Origin of the sequence: Pseudobacillus sp. 179-B 2D1 NHS, assembly GCF_045370945.1 — a bacterium.
Classification (GTDB): Bacteria; Bacillota; Bacilli; order Bacillales; family Domibacillaceae; genus Pseudobacillus.
On record NZ_JBIQDP010000021.1, the window covers coordinates 21,302 to 41,445 of the forward strand.

The 20,144-nt window shown below is 42.6% G+C and carries 19 protein-coding genes; 16 read left to right on the top strand and 3 right to left on the bottom strand.

The window, feature by feature from the left end; translation table 11 throughout:
* Positions 1–120 precede the first annotated feature (120 nt).
* Together ACH0BF_RS18365 and ACH0BF_RS18370 are read left to right on the top strand one after the other, a co-directional pair.
* Positions 121–972, top strand: a complete 852-nt coding sequence (locus ACH0BF_RS18365) for a DegV family protein (protein ID WP_340852218.1) — start codon at positions 121–123, stop codon at positions 970–972.
* Between the two features lie 171 nt (positions 973–1,143).
* A complete protein-coding gene (locus ACH0BF_RS18370; RefSeq protein ID WP_340852220.1) occupies positions 1,144–1,770 on the top strand; it encodes a LysE family translocator in 627 nt (208 codons plus the stop codon).
* 48 nt (positions 1,771–1,818) lie between these two features.
* Here ACH0BF_RS18370 and ACH0BF_RS18375 read toward each other — a convergent pair whose 3' ends face one another.
* Positions 1,819–4,110, bottom strand: a complete 2,292-nt coding sequence (locus ACH0BF_RS18375) for an S-layer homology domain-containing protein (protein WP_120034908.1) — start codon at positions 4,108–4,110, stop codon at positions 1,819–1,821.
* A 192-nt stretch (positions 4,111–4,302) separates the two neighbouring features.
* Between ACH0BF_RS18375 and ACH0BF_RS18380 the strand changes: the two genes are divergently transcribed.
* From ACH0BF_RS18380 to ACH0BF_RS18435, 12 genes are all read left to right on the top strand, one after another.
* On the top strand, positions 4,303–5,673 hold the full coding sequence (locus tag ACH0BF_RS18380; protein ID WP_406909972.1) for an ATP-dependent helicase ComFA: 1,371 nt from the start codon (positions 4,303–4,305) through the stop codon (positions 5,671–5,673).
* Entirely contained in the window at positions 5,670–6,383 is a 714-nt protein-coding gene (locus ACH0BF_RS18385; RefSeq protein WP_406909973.1) for a ComF family protein, read from the top strand. Before ACH0BF_RS18380 ends, ACH0BF_RS18385 begins: the two co-directional genes overlap by 4 nt.
* Positions 6,384–6,406: 23 nt before the next feature.
* Entirely contained in the window at positions 6,407–6,826 is a 420-nt protein-coding gene (locus ACH0BF_RS18390; protein WP_406909974.1) for a TIGR03826 family flagellar region protein, read from the top strand.
* A 171-nt stretch (positions 6,827–6,997) separates the two neighbouring features.
* Complete coding sequence (gene flgM / locus ACH0BF_RS18395; RefSeq protein ID WP_120034901.1) at positions 6,998–7,261, top strand: flagellar biosynthesis anti-sigma factor FlgM; 264 nt, start codon at positions 6,998–7,000, stop codon at positions 7,259–7,261.
* A 48-nt stretch (positions 7,262–7,309) separates the two neighbouring features.
* Positions 7,310–7,786: a flagellar protein FlgN gene (locus tag ACH0BF_RS18400; protein ID WP_406909975.1), complete on the top strand. Its 477-nt coding sequence runs from the start codon at positions 7,310–7,312 to the stop codon at positions 7,784–7,786.
* Positions 7,787–7,935: 149 nt separating this feature from the next.
* Positions 7,936–9,558: a flagellar hook-associated protein FlgK gene (gene flgK, locus ACH0BF_RS18405; RefSeq protein ID WP_406909976.1), complete on the top strand. Its 1,623-nt coding sequence runs from the start codon at positions 7,936–7,938 to the stop codon at positions 9,556–9,558.
* Between the two features lie 16 nt (positions 9,559–9,574).
* Positions 9,575–10,486: a flagellar hook-associated protein FlgL gene (gene flgL, locus ACH0BF_RS18410; RefSeq protein ID WP_406909977.1), complete on the top strand. Its 912-nt coding sequence runs from the start codon at positions 9,575–9,577 to the stop codon at positions 10,484–10,486.
* Positions 10,487–10,580: 94 nt separating this feature from the next.
* A complete protein-coding gene (locus tag ACH0BF_RS18415) occupies positions 10,581–11,171 on the top strand; it encodes a DUF6470 family protein (protein ID WP_406909978.1) in 591 nt (196 codons plus the stop codon).
* A gap of 19 nt (positions 11,172–11,190) precedes the next feature.
* Entirely contained in the window at positions 11,191–11,631 is a 441-nt protein-coding gene (gene fliW, locus ACH0BF_RS18420; protein ID WP_406909979.1) for a flagellar assembly protein FliW, read from the top strand.
* A 7-nt stretch (positions 11,632–11,638) separates the two neighbouring features.
* Positions 11,639–11,866, top strand: coding sequence for a carbon storage regulator CsrA (csrA, locus tag ACH0BF_RS18425; protein ID WP_406909980.1), 228 nt, complete (start codon positions 11,639–11,641; stop codon positions 11,864–11,866).
* Between the two features lie 227 nt (positions 11,867–12,093).
* On the top strand, positions 12,094–13,275 hold the full coding sequence (locus ACH0BF_RS18430) for a flagellin N-terminal helical domain-containing protein (protein WP_406909981.1): 1,182 nt from the start codon (positions 12,094–12,096) through the stop codon (positions 13,273–13,275).
* Positions 13,276–13,357: 82 nt separating this feature from the next.
* Positions 13,358–13,552 carry a hypothetical protein gene (locus tag ACH0BF_RS18435; RefSeq protein ID WP_406909982.1) on the top strand — a complete coding sequence of 65 codons (195 nt, stop codon included), beginning with the start codon at positions 13,358–13,360 and terminating at the stop codon, positions 13,550–13,552.
* Positions 13,553–13,914: 362 nt separating this feature from the next.
* Here ACH0BF_RS18435 and ACH0BF_RS18440 read toward each other — a convergent pair whose 3' ends face one another.
* Positions 13,915–14,727, bottom strand: a complete 813-nt coding sequence (locus ACH0BF_RS18440; RefSeq protein WP_406909983.1) for a flagellin — start codon at positions 14,725–14,727, stop codon at positions 13,915–13,917.
* Positions 14,728–14,855: 128 nt separating this feature from the next.
* Here ACH0BF_RS18440 and fliS point away from each other — a divergent pair, with 128 nt between their 5' ends.
* Positions 14,856–15,254: a flagellar export chaperone FliS gene (gene fliS / locus ACH0BF_RS18445; RefSeq protein ID WP_406909984.1), complete on the top strand. Its 399-nt coding sequence runs from the start codon at positions 14,856–14,858 to the stop codon at positions 15,252–15,254.
* A 39-nt stretch (positions 15,255–15,293) separates the two neighbouring features.
* On the opposite strand, the gene ACH0BF_RS18450 is transcribed toward fliS, so the two are convergent.
* A complete protein-coding gene (locus ACH0BF_RS18450; protein ID WP_406909985.1) occupies positions 15,294–15,473 on the bottom strand; it encodes a hypothetical protein in 180 nt (59 codons plus the stop codon).
* An 845-nt stretch (positions 15,474–16,318) separates the two neighbouring features.
* Between ACH0BF_RS18450 and ACH0BF_RS18455 the strand changes: the two genes are divergently transcribed.
* A complete protein-coding gene (locus tag ACH0BF_RS18455; RefSeq protein ID WP_406909986.1) occupies positions 16,319–19,792 on the top strand; it encodes a flagellin N-terminal helical domain-containing protein in 3,474 nt (1,157 codons plus the stop codon).
* Positions 19,793–20,144 lie beyond the last annotated feature (352 nt).

Below are 20,144 nucleotides of genomic sequence, written 5' to 3' on the forward strand. Positions count from 1 at the left end.
CCACTGTATATCTAATAGAATAGAAGAAAAGCTTATTGCAAGCTACAAGCTGATAGAATGGAAAATAGACTTCGTCTACACTCTGAAGCTTTAATATTATGAACAAGGCAGGTGAACTTTATGAAAACGGCAATTGTAACGGACAGCACCAGCTATCTTTCGAAAGAGTTGCGTGACCAGTTGCATATACATATGATCCCATTAAGTGTGGTTATTGGGCAGGAGACTTATAGAGAAGAAGTAGATATTCAAGCAGGGGACTTTTATGAAGTCGTCCGCACGCAAGAAAAGCTGCCGACAACGACACAGCCGCCTATTGGCGAGTTTGTTAAATTGTATGAACAGCTGCTAGAGCAAGGGTATGAGGCAGTGGTAGGTGTTTATTTATCAAGCGGGATTAGTGGTACTTACCAGACATCCCTCGCAGCGGCCGATCTGGTGGAGGGGCTAACGGTTCGCTCTTTTGATTCAGAAATTAGTTGCGGCCCCCAAGGATTTTATGTACTTCGAGCCGTAGAACTCGCCCGTGAAGGGAAAGGGCCGGATGATATTATTCAAGAGCTGGAAAAAATGCGGTCGTCCGTTAAAGCATATTTCGTTGTAGACGACTTGAACCATTTGAAGCGCGGCGGCCGTCTAAGCAGTGCGCAAGCTTTGATCGGCGGGCTCTTACAGGTTAAGCCGTTGCTTCAGTTCGTGGACAAAGTTATTGTTCCGTTTGAAAAAATCCGCACGAGCAAAAAAGCACTGAAGCGGGTGGCGGACCTATTTGAAGAAGACTACGAAAAAGGTGAGCCGCTGGAAGCCGTCATTATTCATGCTAACAGAGAAACGGAAGCTCGCCGCTGGATCGGAGAGCTGGAGGAGCGTTTTCCTAATGCCTCATTTTCCATCAGTTACTTCGGGCCTGTTATCGGCACTCATCTTGGCGAAGGCGCCCTTGGATTTGGCTGGACGAAGAAGCGAGATTAATTTGTTTGGCTAATAAAAGCGTGGATTCAGACGATAAAATGAATCTTTGGAGAATAAGCCTTCCTTTTTGATCTTAAATAAAACTTCTTGTTTCATAAACTTTATTGTTCCGGTAAAACAAACAAGCAGCTAACAGGTTTGTGATCTATGAAAAATAGAGGGGGGAGTTTTATGTTTGACATTTCAACTCTGAGTACATTTGTAGTGGTCGTTATCGGTCTCTTTTTAATCCCGGGGCCCGCTGTTTTTCTTACAATTACCCGAACAGCGCAGGGAGGCCAAAAAGCAGGCATTATGGCAGGGGCAGGCATTGCCACTGGTGATTTTATTCATACGGTGTGCGCAGCTGTAGGGCTGTCTGCTATCCTGATGACGTCTGCGCTCGCTTTTAATATCGTTAAACTAGCAGGAGCCGCTTATTTGCTCTACATGGGAATTAAAGCCATATTGGAAAAATCAGCTGATGCAGCGGCACCTGCAGCGACTCCTGTTTCAACGCTGAGTGTATACAGTCAAGCTATCGTCGCTGAAGTGCTCAATCCTAAAACAGCTCTTTTCTTCTTAGCGTTCTTGCCGCAGTTTGTCCATCCTGAACAGGGAACACCGATCATCCAGTTTTTAGTTCTCGGTTTAATCTTTGTGCTGATGAGCATTACCTATACCACGCTGATTGCTGTAGGCATACGGCCGCTCGGAAAATTGATCAAACGGATTTCCTGGATAGGCCGTTGGAGCGGAAAAATTGTTGGAACGATTTACATTGCACTCGGTTTAAAGGTTGCTTTTCAAAGCCGATAACGCAGCAATGAAAAAAGCTCTCCCTTCTCTTAAGGGAGAGCTTTTTGCTTACTCAGCAAGCAAATCTAATTCATCTTTTGGCAATTCATTAAGATCGAGCTTTGCCTTCTTTTCTTTTGAGCTTGCAGAAATAGGTTTAACGATATCACCAAATCCTTGCTGTTCGAGAAGCATGATAATTTGCGACTTAATAGGGATATTATTATCAACCAGATATTGAGCTTTAGAGCGGATCATCGCATCGAAAATCGTACTGCGCCCTATGCCGTTTTCCTCAAAAGCTGTTTGTGAAAGCAGCAAGTCCATTAATGTCAGCCAATCATAGTCATTGCCAGTAAATTGCAGCTTGCCGTTTACTTGATACCATAAATCGCCGTTGGAGCGGATCCATCGTGGATAAAGGTTTTCAATCCCCGCTTTTAACTCACGGGCTGTTTTTAAATACGTCGGATCTTTCGTCTGTTTATATGTTTCTAGTAGAAATCTCATTTCGCCTAAAGCATGGTTAAGCGATACGTGTGTTTTTTGACTGCCTTTTGCATAATAGTCGGCAATTAAATGACTAGATGATGTGACTTGAATAACATTGCCGATTTCCTTTTGCTTCACGAGAAAATCCGCATAGCGAAGATTCGCTTCAGACAGTTGCGGAATATTCAGGCTTTCTGCGGCGTTTTTCAAGAATAGCGCAGCATTTTCATTATGGCGCGTATCCACATAAGGAGCGGTCGTTCCATAAGCATTTTTAAGCCAGGTGCTCGTATACTCCGTTTTGAAAATCGGTGTCTTGCCTGCAGAGATTATTCCGCCAGAGAAAACATCAAGATCGGCAATAGCATTTACTACAAGGTCTTCAAAGTAACGTTCTTTGTTCCCTTCGTAAGCTGTTAAATAAATGCCTCCCTGCAATCGGCCGATATTACGTCCGTATCCCATTTTGTAACCAGGTTCAATCGACCATGGCAGCTTTGTATAAGCTCCATCCGCCGTTAACCAGTTATTAATCGACGTATACTCTTTAATCGATCGCTTAAACCACTCATCTCGATTGTTGTTATCGGCAAACAGTCGTTTGTCGGAAAGCAATACCCAATTTTCAGAAATCGCTTTTCCTTTAACAGACATATTTACATGGGTAGTGACAAGGTTTCGCTCAGTATCCGTGTATACTTGATGGCTTTCATATTCATTGAGCAGCTCACGGAGAACAGAGCGCTGTCCATTGGCATAATTCGTTTGGCGATCAAGAGAAATGTAGTTTTTGCCGATCATCATTTCATTGACCACCGTATTGCCTTTTTTCACTGATAAAATGCCGACTGGATGCGACGTTTTATCAACGCCGAACGTATCGTCATGCTTTTGATCTACCTGGCCGAACGTATTATATTTAGCCAGTGAATAGCTATTCGACTGCTGGAATGGCACAATGACCGAGGCAGAGTACGTGTTGTCGCCGTTATGGATGAATTTTGTAAAGACGAATACATCGCCATTCTCCAGCTTCCTCAGCGTCACTCTCAAGGAGCCAAGCGGCTTAGAGGCGTTCCCCATATGATAGTAATAATGATAGTCTGTCGAGCGAATGTGCACATCTGTCGTACGCTTATTGTATGTAAGAGGCACACCGCGTGTATTCATTCTTACTTTAATATATTGGTAGTCATTGACTGGAACGACAACCTCTGAGGAATCGATCGGCTTAGGAATCGTAATCGGATCTTTGCTTCCAGAGAATAAATCAAGCTTTTCCATCAATCGATACACAAACACGGCTGATTCACCGCGTGTAGCAATTTTCTTCGGTAAAAAATAATTATCTGCTGTTCCTTTAATGAGTCCGTAATGAGTCATGCGCTGTACAGATTCATAGGCGTACCGGGTAATATCTGCTGCATCCTTATACGTGAGTGCAGCTTTTGTTGGGTACTCTCCTTTTAGCTGCATGGCCCGATCAAGCATAACAGCTACATCCGAACGTGTGACCGGATCATTGGCGAGCGCATAGCCCTCGGCATTTCCTAAAAGTAGCCCCGCTTTTTTCGCTGCTGCAATGTCTTTATATAAATTGCTGCCGGAAGGAACATCCTTGAAAGCAGAATCCCCGGGTGGCAGATCCAAGGCCCGAACCAAAAATGCAATAAACTGTCCTCTTGTTACTTGAGCATCTGGCCGGAATGTTCCATCATGATAGCCGTTAATGACACCGGCATCGACAAGCGTCTGGATTTCTTTCGCAGCCCAATGATTCTTGGCATCATTGAATACTTGAGCAGACGCTTGAACCGTTAACGTAAAAAACAAAACGATCACGGTCAGGCTCGCTAGTAATTTTTTCATAATTTCCCCTTTCCCGATGGAATTTTTAACCCTTGACATTATATCATATTAGCAATTCCTTATCATAGGAAGCTAATGGAAAAGATCAACTTACATGACAGTATAAGTATGTACTTGTTTAAAAGGGAAAAAAGCCCCCTTTAAATAAGAAGTCATGTATAATAGAAGAAACTCTACCAATAAGGAGATGAAATGATGAGTTCCTCAAATATATCCTCTTCGCTGGTTTCCTTTCTTTCCGGCCGCCTCCTCCTTGAAGAAGAAGTTCCTTTCCTTCTGCCAGTTTCTTCGCATATTCAGAAGCTTCCCGGCATTTCAAAAAAACATCAATATTTTTACTGTGAACGCTGCGGGAATAATAAAAAAGAGCGGTTTGCCGTTTTTCCCTGTGCCCGCTGCCGAACAATTTGTCCGTATTGCCGACACTGTCTCATGATGGGACGTGTTGCTGGCTGCTCTCGGCTCATTTATTGGACAGGTCCTGAGCCGCCGTACGAAGGCGACGGCGTTCTTCAGTGGATAGGCCAGCTGTCAGAGGGACAGTCCGCTGCCTCGCAGGCAGTCATTCAGGCAATTCAGGATGATGAAGAACAGCTGATTTGGGCGGTGTGTGGAGCTGGAAAAACAGAAGTGCTGTTTGCTGGGATTGAGTCAGCGCTGCTTGCGGGCAAGCGAGTGTGCATCGCCACACCGCGGACGGATGTTGTTCTTGAGCTTGCCCCGCGCCTGCAAAAAGTGTTTCCAAATGTTTCTGTTGCCGCTTTGTACGGCGGCAGCTCCGATCGCCACTTGCACAGCCCGCTCGTTGTTTCTACTACTCACCAATTGCTTCGTTTTTTCAAGGCATTCGACGTCATGATTGTTGATGAAGTGGATGCGTTTCCCTACTCTTATGACCCCTCCTTGCAACGGGCTGTACAAAAGGCTCGGAAATCTCCTTCTTCCCTCATCTATTTAACTGCCACTCCTTATGAAACATGGCAAAAAGACTGTCTAAAGGGAAAAAGGCCATTCGTGAAAATCCCTGCCCGCTTTCACAGACAGCCGCTGCCAGTCCCTGTACTTACCTGGAGCGGAAACTGGAAAAAAGCCATCAAAAAGGGGAAACTGCCTATCCAAGTGAAGGAATGGGCGAGGAAACGCCTGCAAGCGAAGAAACAGGCGCTCCTCTTTTTTCCGCATATTGACTCCATGCAACAGGCCCTCCCGTTATTTCAACAGCTCGATCCCTCGATTGACGCCGTTCATGCAGAAGACCCTGACAGGAAGGAAAAGGTTAATTCCATGCGTGAACAAAAGCTGCCTCTCTTGCTGTCAACGACAATTTTAGAGAGAGGGGTAACGTTTCCCAATATTGATGTGGCTGTCATCGGCTCAGAAGATGACATATTTACCGAAAGTGCGCTCGTACAAATTGCGGGCCGTGCTGGCAGGAGCGCCGACTTTCCGGAGGGAGAAGTTCGCTTTTTCCACTATGGGAAAACAAAAGCCATCGTTCAAGCAGTCGGTCACATTCGCCAAATGAATAAAGAAGGATTAGAGAAGGGGTGGCTGGACAGGTGAACATTTGTCTCTTATGTGCTGAAGAAATGAGTAGAAGTTTAGGGTGGCGCCAGTTTTTCTGGCTGGAAGAGCCGCCTGTCGTTTGTAAAGAATGCCGGCAGACTTTTGAAAAAATAGCAGGTGAAAGCTGCCGGAGCTGCTCTCGTCCGCTAGCCATGCTTGATCCAGCTTTTGTTATGGACGGTGTTTGTCTCGATTGTCTCCGCTGGGAAGAAGATCCGCTTTATCAGAATACATTGGCCAGTAATTATTCACTCTATACGTATAACGATGCGATGAAGGAATTTATTGCCCGTTTTAAATACCGTGGAGACTATATACTCGCTAAAGTATTTGCGAATGAAATAAAAAAAGCGGCAGAAAATATCGTGCATGATCTTGTGATTGGCGTGCCGCTCAGTAAAGAGAGACTTTATGAACGAGGCTTTAATCAGGCGGAGGCTCTGGCCCGAGAAGCAGGGCTCGAAACCCTCCATATTCTTGAGCGCTTTCACTCTGAGAAGCAGTCAAAAAAGTCACGCAGGGAACGCCTTCGGTCTTCACAAGTTTTTCAGATTAGAGAAAAATCATCCATTTGTCATAAAAAAATTCTTATTATCGACGATATATATACTACAGGCTCTACTCTCAGGCAAGCTGCCTTTCTATTAAAGCAGGCGGGGGCAGCGGAAGTACGGGCACTCACGCTGGCCAGAGGGCAGGGGATCTGAGAGATCGTTGGAGGTATCGAGATATGGGAGAAATCGTTAACTGTTCGCGTTGCGGCGAGCTTTATATGGAAAATACTTTTCGTGATGTCTGTCCAAAATGTGCAAAAGAAGAAGAGCAAATGTATGAGATCGTATATAAATTTTTACGCCAGCGGGAAAATCGGGCAGCTACGATTGAACGGGTTGTGGAAGTGACAGGAGTAAGTGAATCACTTATCCATAAATGGATGAAAAAAGGCCGACTCCATGCAGCCCATTTTCCGAACCTCGGCTATCCATGCGACCGTTGCGGAGCTATTATTAATAAAGGTAAAATATGTCGAAAGTGCACGGACGACATTGAAAGCGAGTTAGAGCAAATCCAGCGTCAGGAAGCATTTGAAGCGAAAAAGCAAGAGCATGATAAGCAAACGACATATTATGCGGCGAATAAAAGAAATTAAAAAGAGTATAGTATATAAGACCTAGAAAACTTTTTTAGCCGGCAAAAGACATGTGAATAAAATTGATAAAAACCGCCTATGAATCCGCTGTTAACTTTTTTTCTGAAAAACCGATATAATGGATAATCAAATGAGAAATTCGGAAAAAAAGAAAGCGAGGGATCAACAGACGTGAAAATTAACCAATCTGGCGTATCGGGCATCAACCCATACCAAAAGCAGCTGAACAAAGTGCAAGGGACGAAACAAGCGGCTAAGGCGCCAAAGGATAAACTGGAAATCTCTGCAGCGGCGAAAGGCATGCAGGAAGTGTCTAAAATGACAAAAGAACGAATGGAAAAAATCGCAAGCCTGAAACAACAGGTGGCGAAAGGTGAGTACCAGCCGCAACCGGAGAAAATCGCTGAAGGCATCGTGAAGTTTTATAAGAAATAATGAGAGCGGGGCGGCAAAGGCACCGCAGGAAAGCAGAGGGAAATCAACATGTCTGCAGGAAAATTAATTGATGTATTGGATAAAATGGACCGCCTGCATGAAATGCTGCTGGCGCTCTGTGAGAAAAAAGCGGATATTATTAAACAAAATGACATGGACGGATTAGATCAACTGCTCAAGGACGAGCAAAAGTATACAGCGGCTATTCAGACAATGGAAGCGGAACGGCAAAGAGAAGCCGAGAGAATGGCTGGAAAGGCAGAAGCAACTATTGCTGAATGCATTCAGTCGGCAACAGGAGCAGATAAGGAGCGGCTAGCGGAATTGCAGGCCAGCCTGCTTAACCGGCTGGAACAGCTAAAAGAAATCAACGACTTGAATCAAAAGCTGATTTACCAGTCGCTGCAGTTTGTCAGCATGAGCATGAGTATGCTGCAGCCGCAGCCTGCACAGGCGACCTACACGCATCCGGCTAAAGGAAGCGGACAACAGGTTAAACGGTCTATGTTTGACTCACAAGTATAGTAGTAGGGCATCGTTCCTTTTGAGAATGTAGACAGCGTCTAGTGAGACATTCTCAGGCTGATTGAAAATGTTTTTCGCCAGCCTGAAGGGACCTTGCCCTCTTTTTTTGGCAAATGGAAGAGTAAAGAGAAAGAAATGGGGGAAGATTGATGGGCTCCACTTTTCATGGATTAGAAGTCGCCAAGCGCGGCATGTTCACACAGCAAACTGCTATTAGTGTAACTGGGCATAACATTTCCAATGCGAATACACCAGGCTACACGCGCCAGCGCGTGAACTTTCAACAAACCGAACCATATCCTGCACCGGGAATGAACCGCCCGCAAATTCCGGGACAAATGGGAACGGGTGTCGAAGCCGGCTCCATTCAACGTGTGCGGGAAGGCTTTTTAGACACGCAGTACCGTGGGGAAAACAATAAGCTCGGCTACTGGCAGTCAAAGACAGAAGCGTTAAGCAAAATGGAAGATATTTTAAACGAACCGAGCACGAATGGATTATCTGCTGTGATGGGGCAATTTTGGCAATCGCTTCAGGATTTAAGCGTGAATCCGGAGAATGAAGGGGCGCGCTCCGTTGTCTTACAGCGTGGCCAGGCGGTCGCGGACACGTTCCACTACCTGAGTAGTTCCATTTCAGCCATTAAAAATGACATAGGCAACCAGATCAGTGTAACTGTTAAAGAAGTGAATTCCATTCTTGAACAAATCGCCAGTCTCAACAAACAAATCAGCGAAATTGAACCACATGGTTATTTGCCGAATGATCTATATGATGAGCGTGATAGATTAGTGGATCAGTTGTCTCAGCATATGAATATTAAAGTGGAAAAAGTTCCAACCGGCGGAAATGCGCTGAAGATTGCCGAAGGGACTTACAAGATTTCGTTAGTAAATACGAATGGTGATGATGTATCACTGATCGATGGCAGTAAGTTTAACCAAATCGGTGTAGAAGGCGGCACTGATAGTGACGGTGATGGCATTCTGGATCAGCCAGGCGGTCCTTTGACTAATTTCGAGGTTTTGGAGCCTGTAGAGGGTGCCCCTAAGACATTTACAACTGTTAAATCAATTAGCATTACTGATTTTTCTCAAGGAAAACTAAAGGCTCTATCTGAATCATACGGCTATGAAGATGGCGGTGTGGTGAAAGGACTTTATCCAGATATGCTTGATAATCTGGATAAGATGGCGTATACATTCGGAAAATTATTTAATGAAGTTCATGGCCAGGGCTATACGCTAGCAGGCAAAGCGCCAGAGGCTGATAAAAAGGATTTCTTTACACTTGACGGCGATTATAAAGGTGCGGCTGCGAAAATCAAATTAAACGAAAATATTACTTCCAAAGACATTTTAGCCTCCAGTGTAGAAGGCAATGCCGGCGATGGCAAAAATGCTATTAATCTGGCAAACCTTAAAAGCTTTATTCTCTCAGAATCTGAAATAAAACTAGAAGGCGGCGGAACAATTAAGCCTGGAGAATTGGGTTTGGAGATAACTAGCGGCACCATTCAATCGTTTTATGAAGGCATCATTGGCCGTTTAGGTGTTGACGCCCAGCAAGCTATCCGCATGACGAAAAACAGTGCTGTACTTGCCCAGTCAGTCGAAACGAACCGTCAATCGATCAGTTCGGTTTCACTGGACGAGGAAATGACCGATTTAATTAAGTTTCAGCACGCTTACAATGCGGCGGCAAGAAATATTACCGTTGTCGATGAGATGCTGGATAAGATTATAAATGGAATGGGAACGGTAGGAAGATAAGAAAGGGGGATAAATAATGCGCGTCACACAATCGATGCTTTCTAATAACATGCTGACAAGCTTGTCGAGCAGTTATGATCGCTTAGGGAAACTGCAAGATCAGATGACGACACAAAAGAAAATTACGCGGCCGTCTGATGATCCCGTGGTAGCGATGAAAGGAATGACATACCGGACAACGGTGTTAGAAGTGGAGCAATATCAACGTAATTTCTCTGAGGCCTATAACTGGGCAGAGAATTCAGATGCCGCGCTAGCAAATGCGACATCCGCTTTGCAACGTATCCGCGAACTCACTGTACAGATAAGCAATGATACGTACGAAGAAGGACAGCGGGAAACAGCTATGCAGGAAATAAAACAGTTAAAAGACCATCTTTTTGACATTGTGAATACAAAGTTTGGTGATAAGTATTTGTTTAACGGAACAAATACAACTGTTGCGCCTGCTCAAAAGGATGCTAGCGGTAAAGTAACAATTGCTAATAACAACCAGCCGGTAGAGATTGAATTATCTAAAGGGATTAAAATGCAAGTGAACGTGAATCCTAATCAGGCATTTTCTTTATCCAGTCCAGGAACTCCTGGGGAGGGGCTGTTTGCAAAACTTGATGAACTCATTGCTAAATTGGATGATGATAGTTCATCGGGCGACGATATTAACGGCTTCCTTGCGGATATTGATACCCATATGAGCAATATTACGAATGCTCGTGCGGATCTCGGTGCCCGTTTGAACCGGATCGAATTAATGGAAGATCGTGTCGGGGAACAGGAAGTCATTGCGAAGCGGGTTATGTCTGAGAACGAAGATATAGATGTTGAAAAAGTAATTACTGAGCTGAAAACACAAGAAGCTGTCCATCGTGCTGCTCTTAGTATCGGTGCTCGCATTATCCAACCGACATTGATGGACTTTTTAAGATAGAATGATCCCACAACTGCCAGGTTTCTCCCTGATCTTTTTATATTGTATCAGTTGGAGATACCTGGCATTTTTACTGAAATGAGGTGAAGAAACGATGCAATTGCCGCAAATTCGGATGACATCCCAAACAGCGAAAATTGAATTGACTACTCAACAGCCAGTACAATCGATTGAGCAGCCGCCCGCTGAGCTTGATTTGCAGCAGCCGCCCGCTGAACTGACCATCGAGCGTACACCGGCTCAGCTGACGATTGACCAAACAAAGGCACGGGAGGATATGGATTTAAAGCATATTTCCAAGCGCATTGAAGAAGCGGCTCAGCAGGGATATGAGGATTGGCTCAGTGGCCTGGCGAGAGTAGCCGCGGATGGGGATGAGCTTATGATGATTGAAAACGGCGGCGATCCGATTCCAGAACAGGCAAAGCGAAACAGCGAAGGACCGGAACTTGAATTTAATATTGGCTGGATTCCTTCCGCCGGCAGCGTTAAGATCGACTATGTTCCGGGTAAAGTAGATATTAACGTGAAAACAAATCCGGTCATCAACAATACACGCCCGCAAAAACCAATTCACAACTATCAGCCTGGTAAAGTGAATATCTCTTTGAAACAACAGCCATCATTAACTATTGATTTTGTGAACTTAAAATATAAAGGCATTAATTACGAACAGGAAATTTAAGTAAAGGAATGTGGAAAAGATGATCATCGAAACAAAATATCATGGCCAATTAGAAGTAATGGAAGAGGACATATGGACGTTCAACCAGGGGATTCCAGGATTTGTAGATGAAAAAAGCTTCACTTTGCTCGCTTTTCCCGACAATGACTTATTTTTCGTTCTTCAATCAACTAATACGCCAGCTCTCGGTTTCATCGTTGCCAGCCCGTTTGTCTTTTTCCCGGAATATGATATTCAGCTTGGCGATTCTACGATTGAAACACTTCAATTGGAAAAAGCGGAAGAAGCAGCCGTGTATACGATCTTAACAGTAAGGGAACCCTTTAACGAAACTACGGCCAACCTGCAGGCGCCTATCATCCTGAACACGAAAAATAAACGAGCAAAGCAGGTGATTCTGAACGACAGCCGCTATCAAACACGCCATCTCATCATGCCTGTCGGCGCAGCAAAGGAGTGAGCGAAACATGTTAGTCTTAACGAGAAAAATAGGAGAGGTCATCCAAATTGGCGATGACATCGAAATCACGGTTGTCAGTGTCAAAGGCGATCAAATTAAACTCGGCATTAATGCGCCAAAGCATGTTGATATTCATCGGAAAGAAGTGTACCTGACAATCCAGGAAGAAAACAAAAAGGCATCAGCGGGCGTGAAGGATATCTTTAGTTTGTTAGGAAAAGTAAATAAATCATAATGGAGAGGGCTTCTTTGAAAGAGGCTCTTTTTCTATTTCAACAATGGATTCACAATTTCTCCACAAACAGAAAAAATCTAAAAAAATCTTTTTCAAACTATTAAATTTACCCGACCGCCTCCGATATTAAACATGTAGCGGGGAACAAGGGCGGCCGACCTCGACGACCCGCTGCAAAACAACAAGTTCACATGGACGTGAACGACACATTCAAGGAGGAAATAACAATGAGAATTAATCACAATATTGCGGCGCTTAACACTTATCGTCAGTTGGGTAGTGCTAATAGTGCACAACAAAGTTCAATGGAGAAATTATCTTCAGGTCTTCGTATCAATCGTGCTGGCGATGATGCTGCAGGCTTAGCAATCTCTGAAAAAATGCGTGGACAAATTCGCGGTCTAGATATGGCTGCTAAAAATGCACAGGATGGCATTTCTTTACTTCAAACTGCTGAAGGTGCGTTGAATGAAACACACAGCATTTTACAACGTATGAGAGAGTTAGCTGTACAATCTTCTAATGATACTAACACAGAATCTGATCGTAAAGAGATTCAAAAAGAGGTTGAACAGCTTACAAGCGAAATCGATCGTATTGGAAACACTACTGAGTTCAATACACAGAAGCTATTGAATGGTGATAAAGAAGGTTTGAAAGCAGCAGCAGCAGGGGAATATACTATTCAAAATAATAGTAAAGCTGATATCAAACTAACTTTGGCAGGAACAGATGATTTTAATGTAACTGGTACTATTACAATTACTCGTATAAATAATGAAGATGGTAAAACTCAATTTAAAGTAAGTGACCCAGCAGGAACAAGTGTTACTTTAGATGCTTTAGATGAAAATGCAGCTAATTTAACAGGAGCAGCTGTGCAAAAAGCAGACGGGACAACAGCTAGTAGTGTTGGTATTACAGGTCTTACTGATATGGCAGTTGGTGAAAGCATCACTATCAGTTTTAAGGCAGCTGAAGCTGCTCAAACTGAGGCTTCTAACTCACTTTCTTTCCAAATTGGTGCCAACAGTGGGCAAAATATTTTAATTGGCATTGACGATATGAGAGCAGATGCACTTGGTTTGCGTGACGCTGGTGGTAATGCACTAGATTTAACAAGTGCTGAATCAGCTAGTACTGCAATCACTACAATTAATAATGCTATTGAAAAAGTTTCAGCAGAACGTTCTAAACTCGGTGCATTCCAAAATCGTTTAGATCACACAATTAACAACTTAGGAACATCTTCTGAAAACTTAACTGCTGCGGAATCTCGTATCCGTGACGTTGACATGGCGAAAGAAATGATGAACCAAACTAAGAACTCTATTCTTTCTCAAGCAGCTCAAGCTATGTTGGCTCAAGCTAACCAACAGCCACAAGGAGTTCTACAACTTCTTCGTTAATTTTAATATATTTGAAAGAGACTCTAGTTATGCTAGGGTCTCTTTTTACATAGGAGACAGTAAAAGATAGTTTTATGGAGAGATGACTAATAGAAAGAATAATCAACAAATGAATGAAATAGATGGATATATTCATAAACATGAACTAATTTCAACAGAAATTGATGAGTTGAGTGATCAATTGACTGAATCAAAGCAAAGTTCATTTTTGGAAGAAGCAATTATATTCGGTTGTCCTTTAGAAATAGAGAGCGCTGTAATCCTTCAGAACAGTTAAGGAGTATGAAGGGATATATTCCATAGGAAGAGAGAATCGTTTCAGGTTTTTCTTTTTATTAAAAATTTGCTCTAATTCTATCTCGGCAGTTACCATTCATAAAAATCGTAAATAAAATAACAAGCAGCCAGTGAATATTTTCTAATGAACTGAAAGTAGTTGGAAGTCTATTCTAATAGAATTGGAGTAATAGTTACTGATTACAAAAGGGTCTTAATTAATGAGTGTTTTCTGTATACTGAAAATTACCGAAAGTTCTTTCGAAGTGGTAACAATCTCACTACTAATCTAGCTATATTCGATTTTCAAAAGAAATGATAATTAGCCTGAGAGGCCGCTTCTGCAAGCAGAAGCGGCTACTCTTATTTGCCGAACAGGCTCAAAATCTCATGGGCTGATTGATTAACATGGGAAACGATAATCTTGTCGCTATTCTGGCGGATAGACAGGCTAGCGCTGTTCATGATTTCTTTGGCCATATTAGTATCTACTAATTTGGATAGCGAAGTAGTTAAATTGGTCTCATAGACTAAAGTATTCTTCATATGGTGTTCAACAGCTTCATAATAAGAGCCAATTTTTGTTAAGTTGCCTGCTGTTTTCTCGATGGCGGCATCAAATTTTGTAATGAGTTCTCCGGCACTTTCGGTTGTTAGTAAAGAGATATTATCCAAGTTTAAAGCTTTTGTGCTTGTATCCATCAGGTCGATGCTGATTTGTTGCCCTGGATTGGCACCGACCATCAAGAGCAATGGGGCATTCTCGCCTAATATCTTCTTCGTGTTGAATTCAAGCTTAGTGGCTGTGTCATCAATTGCATCCATCAGCTTTTCGAGCTCTATTTGGCTTGCCTGGCGGTCTTCAGCGTTTAAGGTTTCATTGGCGCTCATTACGGACAGCTCCCGGCCGCGCTGCAGCAAAGCATTTACGTTATTGAGCCCTTCATCGGCCGCCTGTAAAACGGAAATGCCATCCTGCATATTACGCTGGGCCTGTGACAAGCCTCTTACTTGAGCGCGTACAGTTTCAGAAACAACTAATCCGGAGGCGTTATCACTTGCCTGTCTAATCGCCAAGCCGGTGGCCAATTTGCTAATCGACTGATCCATTAGCTTTTCATTTTTTTGATAACGATTAACAGAGAAAGCAATCGCAGCCTGATTATGAATTTTCATGTCTTCACCTCTTTTCAATAAAATAGATTTCTGTTAATATATCGGCTTTTTTCGTTGTTTCTTGACTAACCTAGCTTAAGTTTTCTGGAAAAAACCGATATAAATGGAAGAGAGGCAGGGGGAAAGAAATGAAAGAAAAGAGGAACGTTCAGAAGCTTTACGAGCAAATGAGTATTTTAACGGCTCCTTCAGAAAAGCTTATTCTTGGTCTGTTAAATGGAGCCCTGGCTGCCCTTGATGAGGCAAAGACGGCTATCGCTAGGAAAGAATGGGCCCTGCAAAATGAAAGCCTGCAAAAAGCCCAGGACTGCTTGCTTCAACTGATTATGTTTTTCAATACAGCGGAAGAAGAGGGAAGAAGGCTTATTGCGTTGTATGACTTTTTAAACAGGAAGTTGATAAGAGCGAATATGGATAACGATTCACAGCTTCTTGAAGAAGTGGCTGTTTTTCTACATAGGCAGAAGGAGGACTGGCAGACGGCTTTAAATAACCGTAGAAAAAGGTATACGGGCAATCAAGCATAACATAACATAACACAGCCGCAATTTACGGCTGTGCTATGTCTATACCCTTATATCGATAAATTGGGAGAAAGGAGAAGGCTGCTGCAATTCACGTACTCTTTTAGCCGGATCTTGCACGACTTCTTGAATTTGTTCCCTTACCGCTTTTTCGGCAATCTGTTTGCTAATCATAACGAATTGTGACACTGGGCCTTCTCCTACACCGCCAACTACGCCCATAATAATCCCTCCTACTAGTAGTAACGTTATATAATATTCTATATTTGGATCTTTTTTCCTGCTTATTTTGAAATAAAACAGCTGTGATTAATCCTCATTAATATAAAACTAAAAAATCTGGCTTGAGTTATGTCTGTAGAATTATTCAATTGTATGAACATCTTCCTTGTTTTTACTGTATTATCGTAATTAGGTAGCTTCAAGATTTTTGAGAAGAGGGCAGAGGGGAATATTTGTTTTCTAGTTGAGAAGTAGTTAAATAGTGCGACTAAGTAAATGATGGAGAAGATAAAATCACAGTTTTTTGATCGCTTGTTTTATTTTCGCAATACATAAAAAATTAACAAATTATTCGATCAAAAACCGATATAAAAGTGGGAATAAAGTAATAGAAGGAGAAAAGGATATGATTATCCGGCCTGCGTATTAACCGGGCCGGGGGCTGGTCTTGCTATTTCTGAAAAGATGCGGGTCCAGATACGTGTTCTTGCCTAAGGGAAAAAGAATGAATATGCAAGACGGATTTTCGCTATTGCAAACGGCTGAAGAAGGCCTTTCAGCGGTTCATGAGTTTACTTAGCGTAGTCGCTAATTATCGGTACAGGCGACTAATGATATAAATACAGGAAGTGACCGGCAGCTGCAGAGAGTCCTTCAATTGTGGCATTAATATAATGAAAATTTAACCTAAGGTTTATCTTTTATCTATGCATTAACCATTTATCCTTAATTTGTATAAAAATACACCGATATATAATTAAGAAAAACTTAAGTAGTTTACAGAACAATCTAACGATTTCTGACATATTTGATTATAGATTTCTTTACAGAACGAAGGTGCAGCTATGTTTATAAAACGCGGCGGTTTGCCAATAGCGTTAAATAACCAAATGAAGCGGACACAAACAAAGCTTCAAAAGACAATAGAAAAACTGGCAACTGGTCAAAGTATTAATGCAGCAGCGGATGATGCTTCGGGACTGGCAATCAGTCAAAAATTGCGGGCACTGCAGATGGGGAACCATCAGGCGATCCGAAATGTACAAGATGCCCACTCGCTTGTGCAAGTGGCAGACGGAGCTATGCAAGAAATGACGGGCATTTTACATAGAATTCGTGAGCTAACTGTTCAAGCAATGAATGGAACGAACACTGACTTGAATTCTTCCTCAAACTCAGCAGGAGCTCTGTCCGGTGCAGATACAATTATTTTGCAAAATGAAATTGACGATTTAAAGAAAAGTTTAAATAATATCGTACAAAATACAGAGTTCAATCAGAAGAAGCTGTTAACAAATAAAACGCCTGGAGAATATATATACGAAGATCGTTCGGCTGCTAAAACGATTCAGTTGTCGAATACTATACAAACAGAATGGATTACTAAAAATGTAAATTTAACAGATTATGAGTCTGAGTATGCAGCTTCTGTTGTTCATGCTCCCAGCTACACTTATCCCGTCAGCAGTGTAACGGCAACTGTTAATCCCGAGATCGAAGCTCGGTCTACAGTAATTGATTACCGGCCAAGATGGTCGTCTGATGGCAGCTCTATTATCTTCGAGTCGAGCCGTAATAACCAGCAGTACATCGTCCCGGCAGATGGCAGTTTAAATCCTACAGTAAATAATGGAGGCAGCAGTCTGCCCGCTAAAGTAGTTACTGATAATGGTAACTTCAGGCTGAGAAATGTTGGATCATACTTATACTTAGAGAAGAAAGATGCTGGTTATTATAACAGCTGGTCCGCGATTCAGTCCTTTAGTTATAGCACCGCTGACGGGTCTGCCGGCTACAGTTTTGCACCAACTGCTGATGCGGGCGGAAATACAGCTTTTATTTATTCGGATGCACAAGGCAATATCAAAAAAGTGAATCTGAATATAAATACCGGCGCTGTGAGTAGTCCGGCTGATGTAATTTCAACGACAGATACGCTTAATCTTCCTCCTGTCAGCAATGTCCTAACCTTAAACTATGCTCCCGATCTTTACAGAATGAATGGATCAAGTGCTTCGTTAAAAGTGTATAAAGTAAACGACAATGGATCAAAAGAGTTGCGTTACTGGGATGGCACAGGTAATGCGCCGGCTGGCGGATATTACACGGTTTCGAATAATAGAATCCAATTTTATGATGAAGCAATTATCGGTAAGGAACCTGTGGATGATGCACAGGATTATTATACTTTTTCTTATGTGAAAGATAGTTCACCTGACAATACATATACACAGGATATTCCGGCCGGAGCGCAAATCTATAATATGCATGGAGAAGAGGGCCCGCGCTCGTTAGATATCCGTGTGGGAAGCAGAACAGTTACACAGGTCCAATTGTTATCCGCTAGACCTGCTGACCCCGATGGAACGACTGGCGTGTATGTGAATGAAGCAACGAATAAGCTTGAATTTTATGGTGATCTTCGACCGGCTCACAATGAGACTGTAACGGTTGAGTATATGTCTGATACGGATGCAAATAGGCAGGTTCAGACATTTAAGATCCCGACTTCTATTGATACGTATAATCTTATGAATCCGGATTTGTCTGCTAACCGTTCGCTGCGTGTTTATGTGGACGGGACGGAAATTTCATACGATCAATCGAAAACAAATGGCTTTATGTATGACCCTTCTACTGGCAATCTAAGCCTATATGGCAATGCCCGTTCAGACGTTTCCGGCAATCCTCGTGTGGAGATTAAATATATTGCTGATTCATCAGGCACATCAGGCGAAATATATGGGATTCGGTTAGGTAGCAGCCAACCGGAGGTGTTTAATTTGGGAAGCAGTTCCTCTCCTAATTCTATACGAATATACCGGGGAACAGAGGAGATTGCTTACTCCAATCAGAATGGCTTTCAATACAATCAATCGACTAATACGATTGAATTATACGGGTCTGGCCGGCCAAATATTGGGGACACGTATACTGTCCGGATGGTTCTGCCTACAGATGATTATGCAAAGACGGATGATAAGATTGAGGTGAAATTATCCTCTTACCCTGAAACCTACGGTGTACAAACCCCAGATATCCCGTCTACTTTCCGTGTACAGGTGAATGGGCAGGATATTCAATACGATGAAACGAAACAGAACGGTTTTTATTATAACAGCAGCACGAATCGGATCGAGATATATGGAGATGCGCGGCCTGACGCGGGCAACCTTTATAATCCAGATATTCAAGTGTCTTACGTGATTGAAAATTCTGTTGCTCTTGTCGGCAATAACACATATGATTTTCAGCTAGCCTCCACTACTCTTGATTATGGGCTGACAGATAGCGAAGGGCCGAAAGCTATACGCGTTTATCACGGGGGAGCAGAAATTCCTTATAACAGCGAGGAAGGATATACTTACGATCCAGTGAGCCAAAGACTCTCTCTTCACGGCTCTTACCGGCCGGTCGGAAGTGATATTCAGGGTGAATACGAAGTGTACTCCATTAATCCGAATGATTTGCAAAAAACAGTTCCTTCAGGGGTTTACATTTATAGAGTAGAAATGAACGGACAGGAGATTCAAAAGGCGAATTCAAGTGATGGCAGTGGCTACATTTATAATGGTCATATAATCGAAATTGTTGGAGATGCCAGACCGGACGTTACCCGCACAACATCATCTATCCAATTGAATGTTTCCTATTTTGATTCACTGGAGGTTTCGCTGAATGACAGTGCTCCAGGAGGTTTCTTTAATCATTATTGCGAACATGAAGTAGGAGAAGGCATACTGAAATCTGAAGTTGATCCCGAGCATCTTCGTATTGAATTGGATGGAACTCTCCTTACTTCTGATCAATACCGGTTAAGTGGAGATAAGATTGTATTAAACCAAGACAAGTTAACCCTTGATTTAGGAAATCACCAACTAAAAGTAGATTACAGAGTACGCCACGCGCTTGGCTATGAACCTAACGACTTTACCTTCCAAGTAGGGGCCAATGCGGGGAACACGAAGAGGGTGGAGATCGCCTCGTTTGATAATATGCTAAAAGATACGAATGTTATATGCGTGCGAACCTTTGAAGATGCTAAAAAGGGATTAGCGGTGATTGATAAAGCGATGAACTTTGTTCTTGGAGAACTGGGGAATATTGGGGCTGTTGAAAATAGTCTGGATTCTATTGCCTCTAACTTATCTACAATGGAGCAGGCAGCAATAGAGGCAAGAAGCCGAATCCAAGATAGCGATATCGCAAAAGAGACTTTAAATCTCACCCGTCTGCAAATCTTGTCAGAAGCACAAAAAGCCATGTCATCACATATTAAACAGTCTCAGGAACAGGTTCTGCAGCTATTGAAGCAATAAAAAGAAAAAAGGTTGTAAGTCTGGATACTACATTATGTTAGGGATAAATGTCTATCTAATAGGCGGACTACTAGCCATATATGAATAAAAATATTTATTAAGTATTGTAAAATGAGTAACTGGGGCAGCCGATTTTAGGCTGCTTTTTTTAATCAAACTGTAAATCTTTATAGACATTCATGGGTGTTTAATAAATAAAAGCCGTGAATTATTTTATGGATTCAGTTGTTAGATGACAACTAAGCGAGTTGCCTGCCATTGGGAATTATTCCTTTTTGCTGTTAAACTCTCTGTAAGTGCGCCGATATAAATAATGGAGAAAAGATCGTTACATATCATATAAACTAACAAA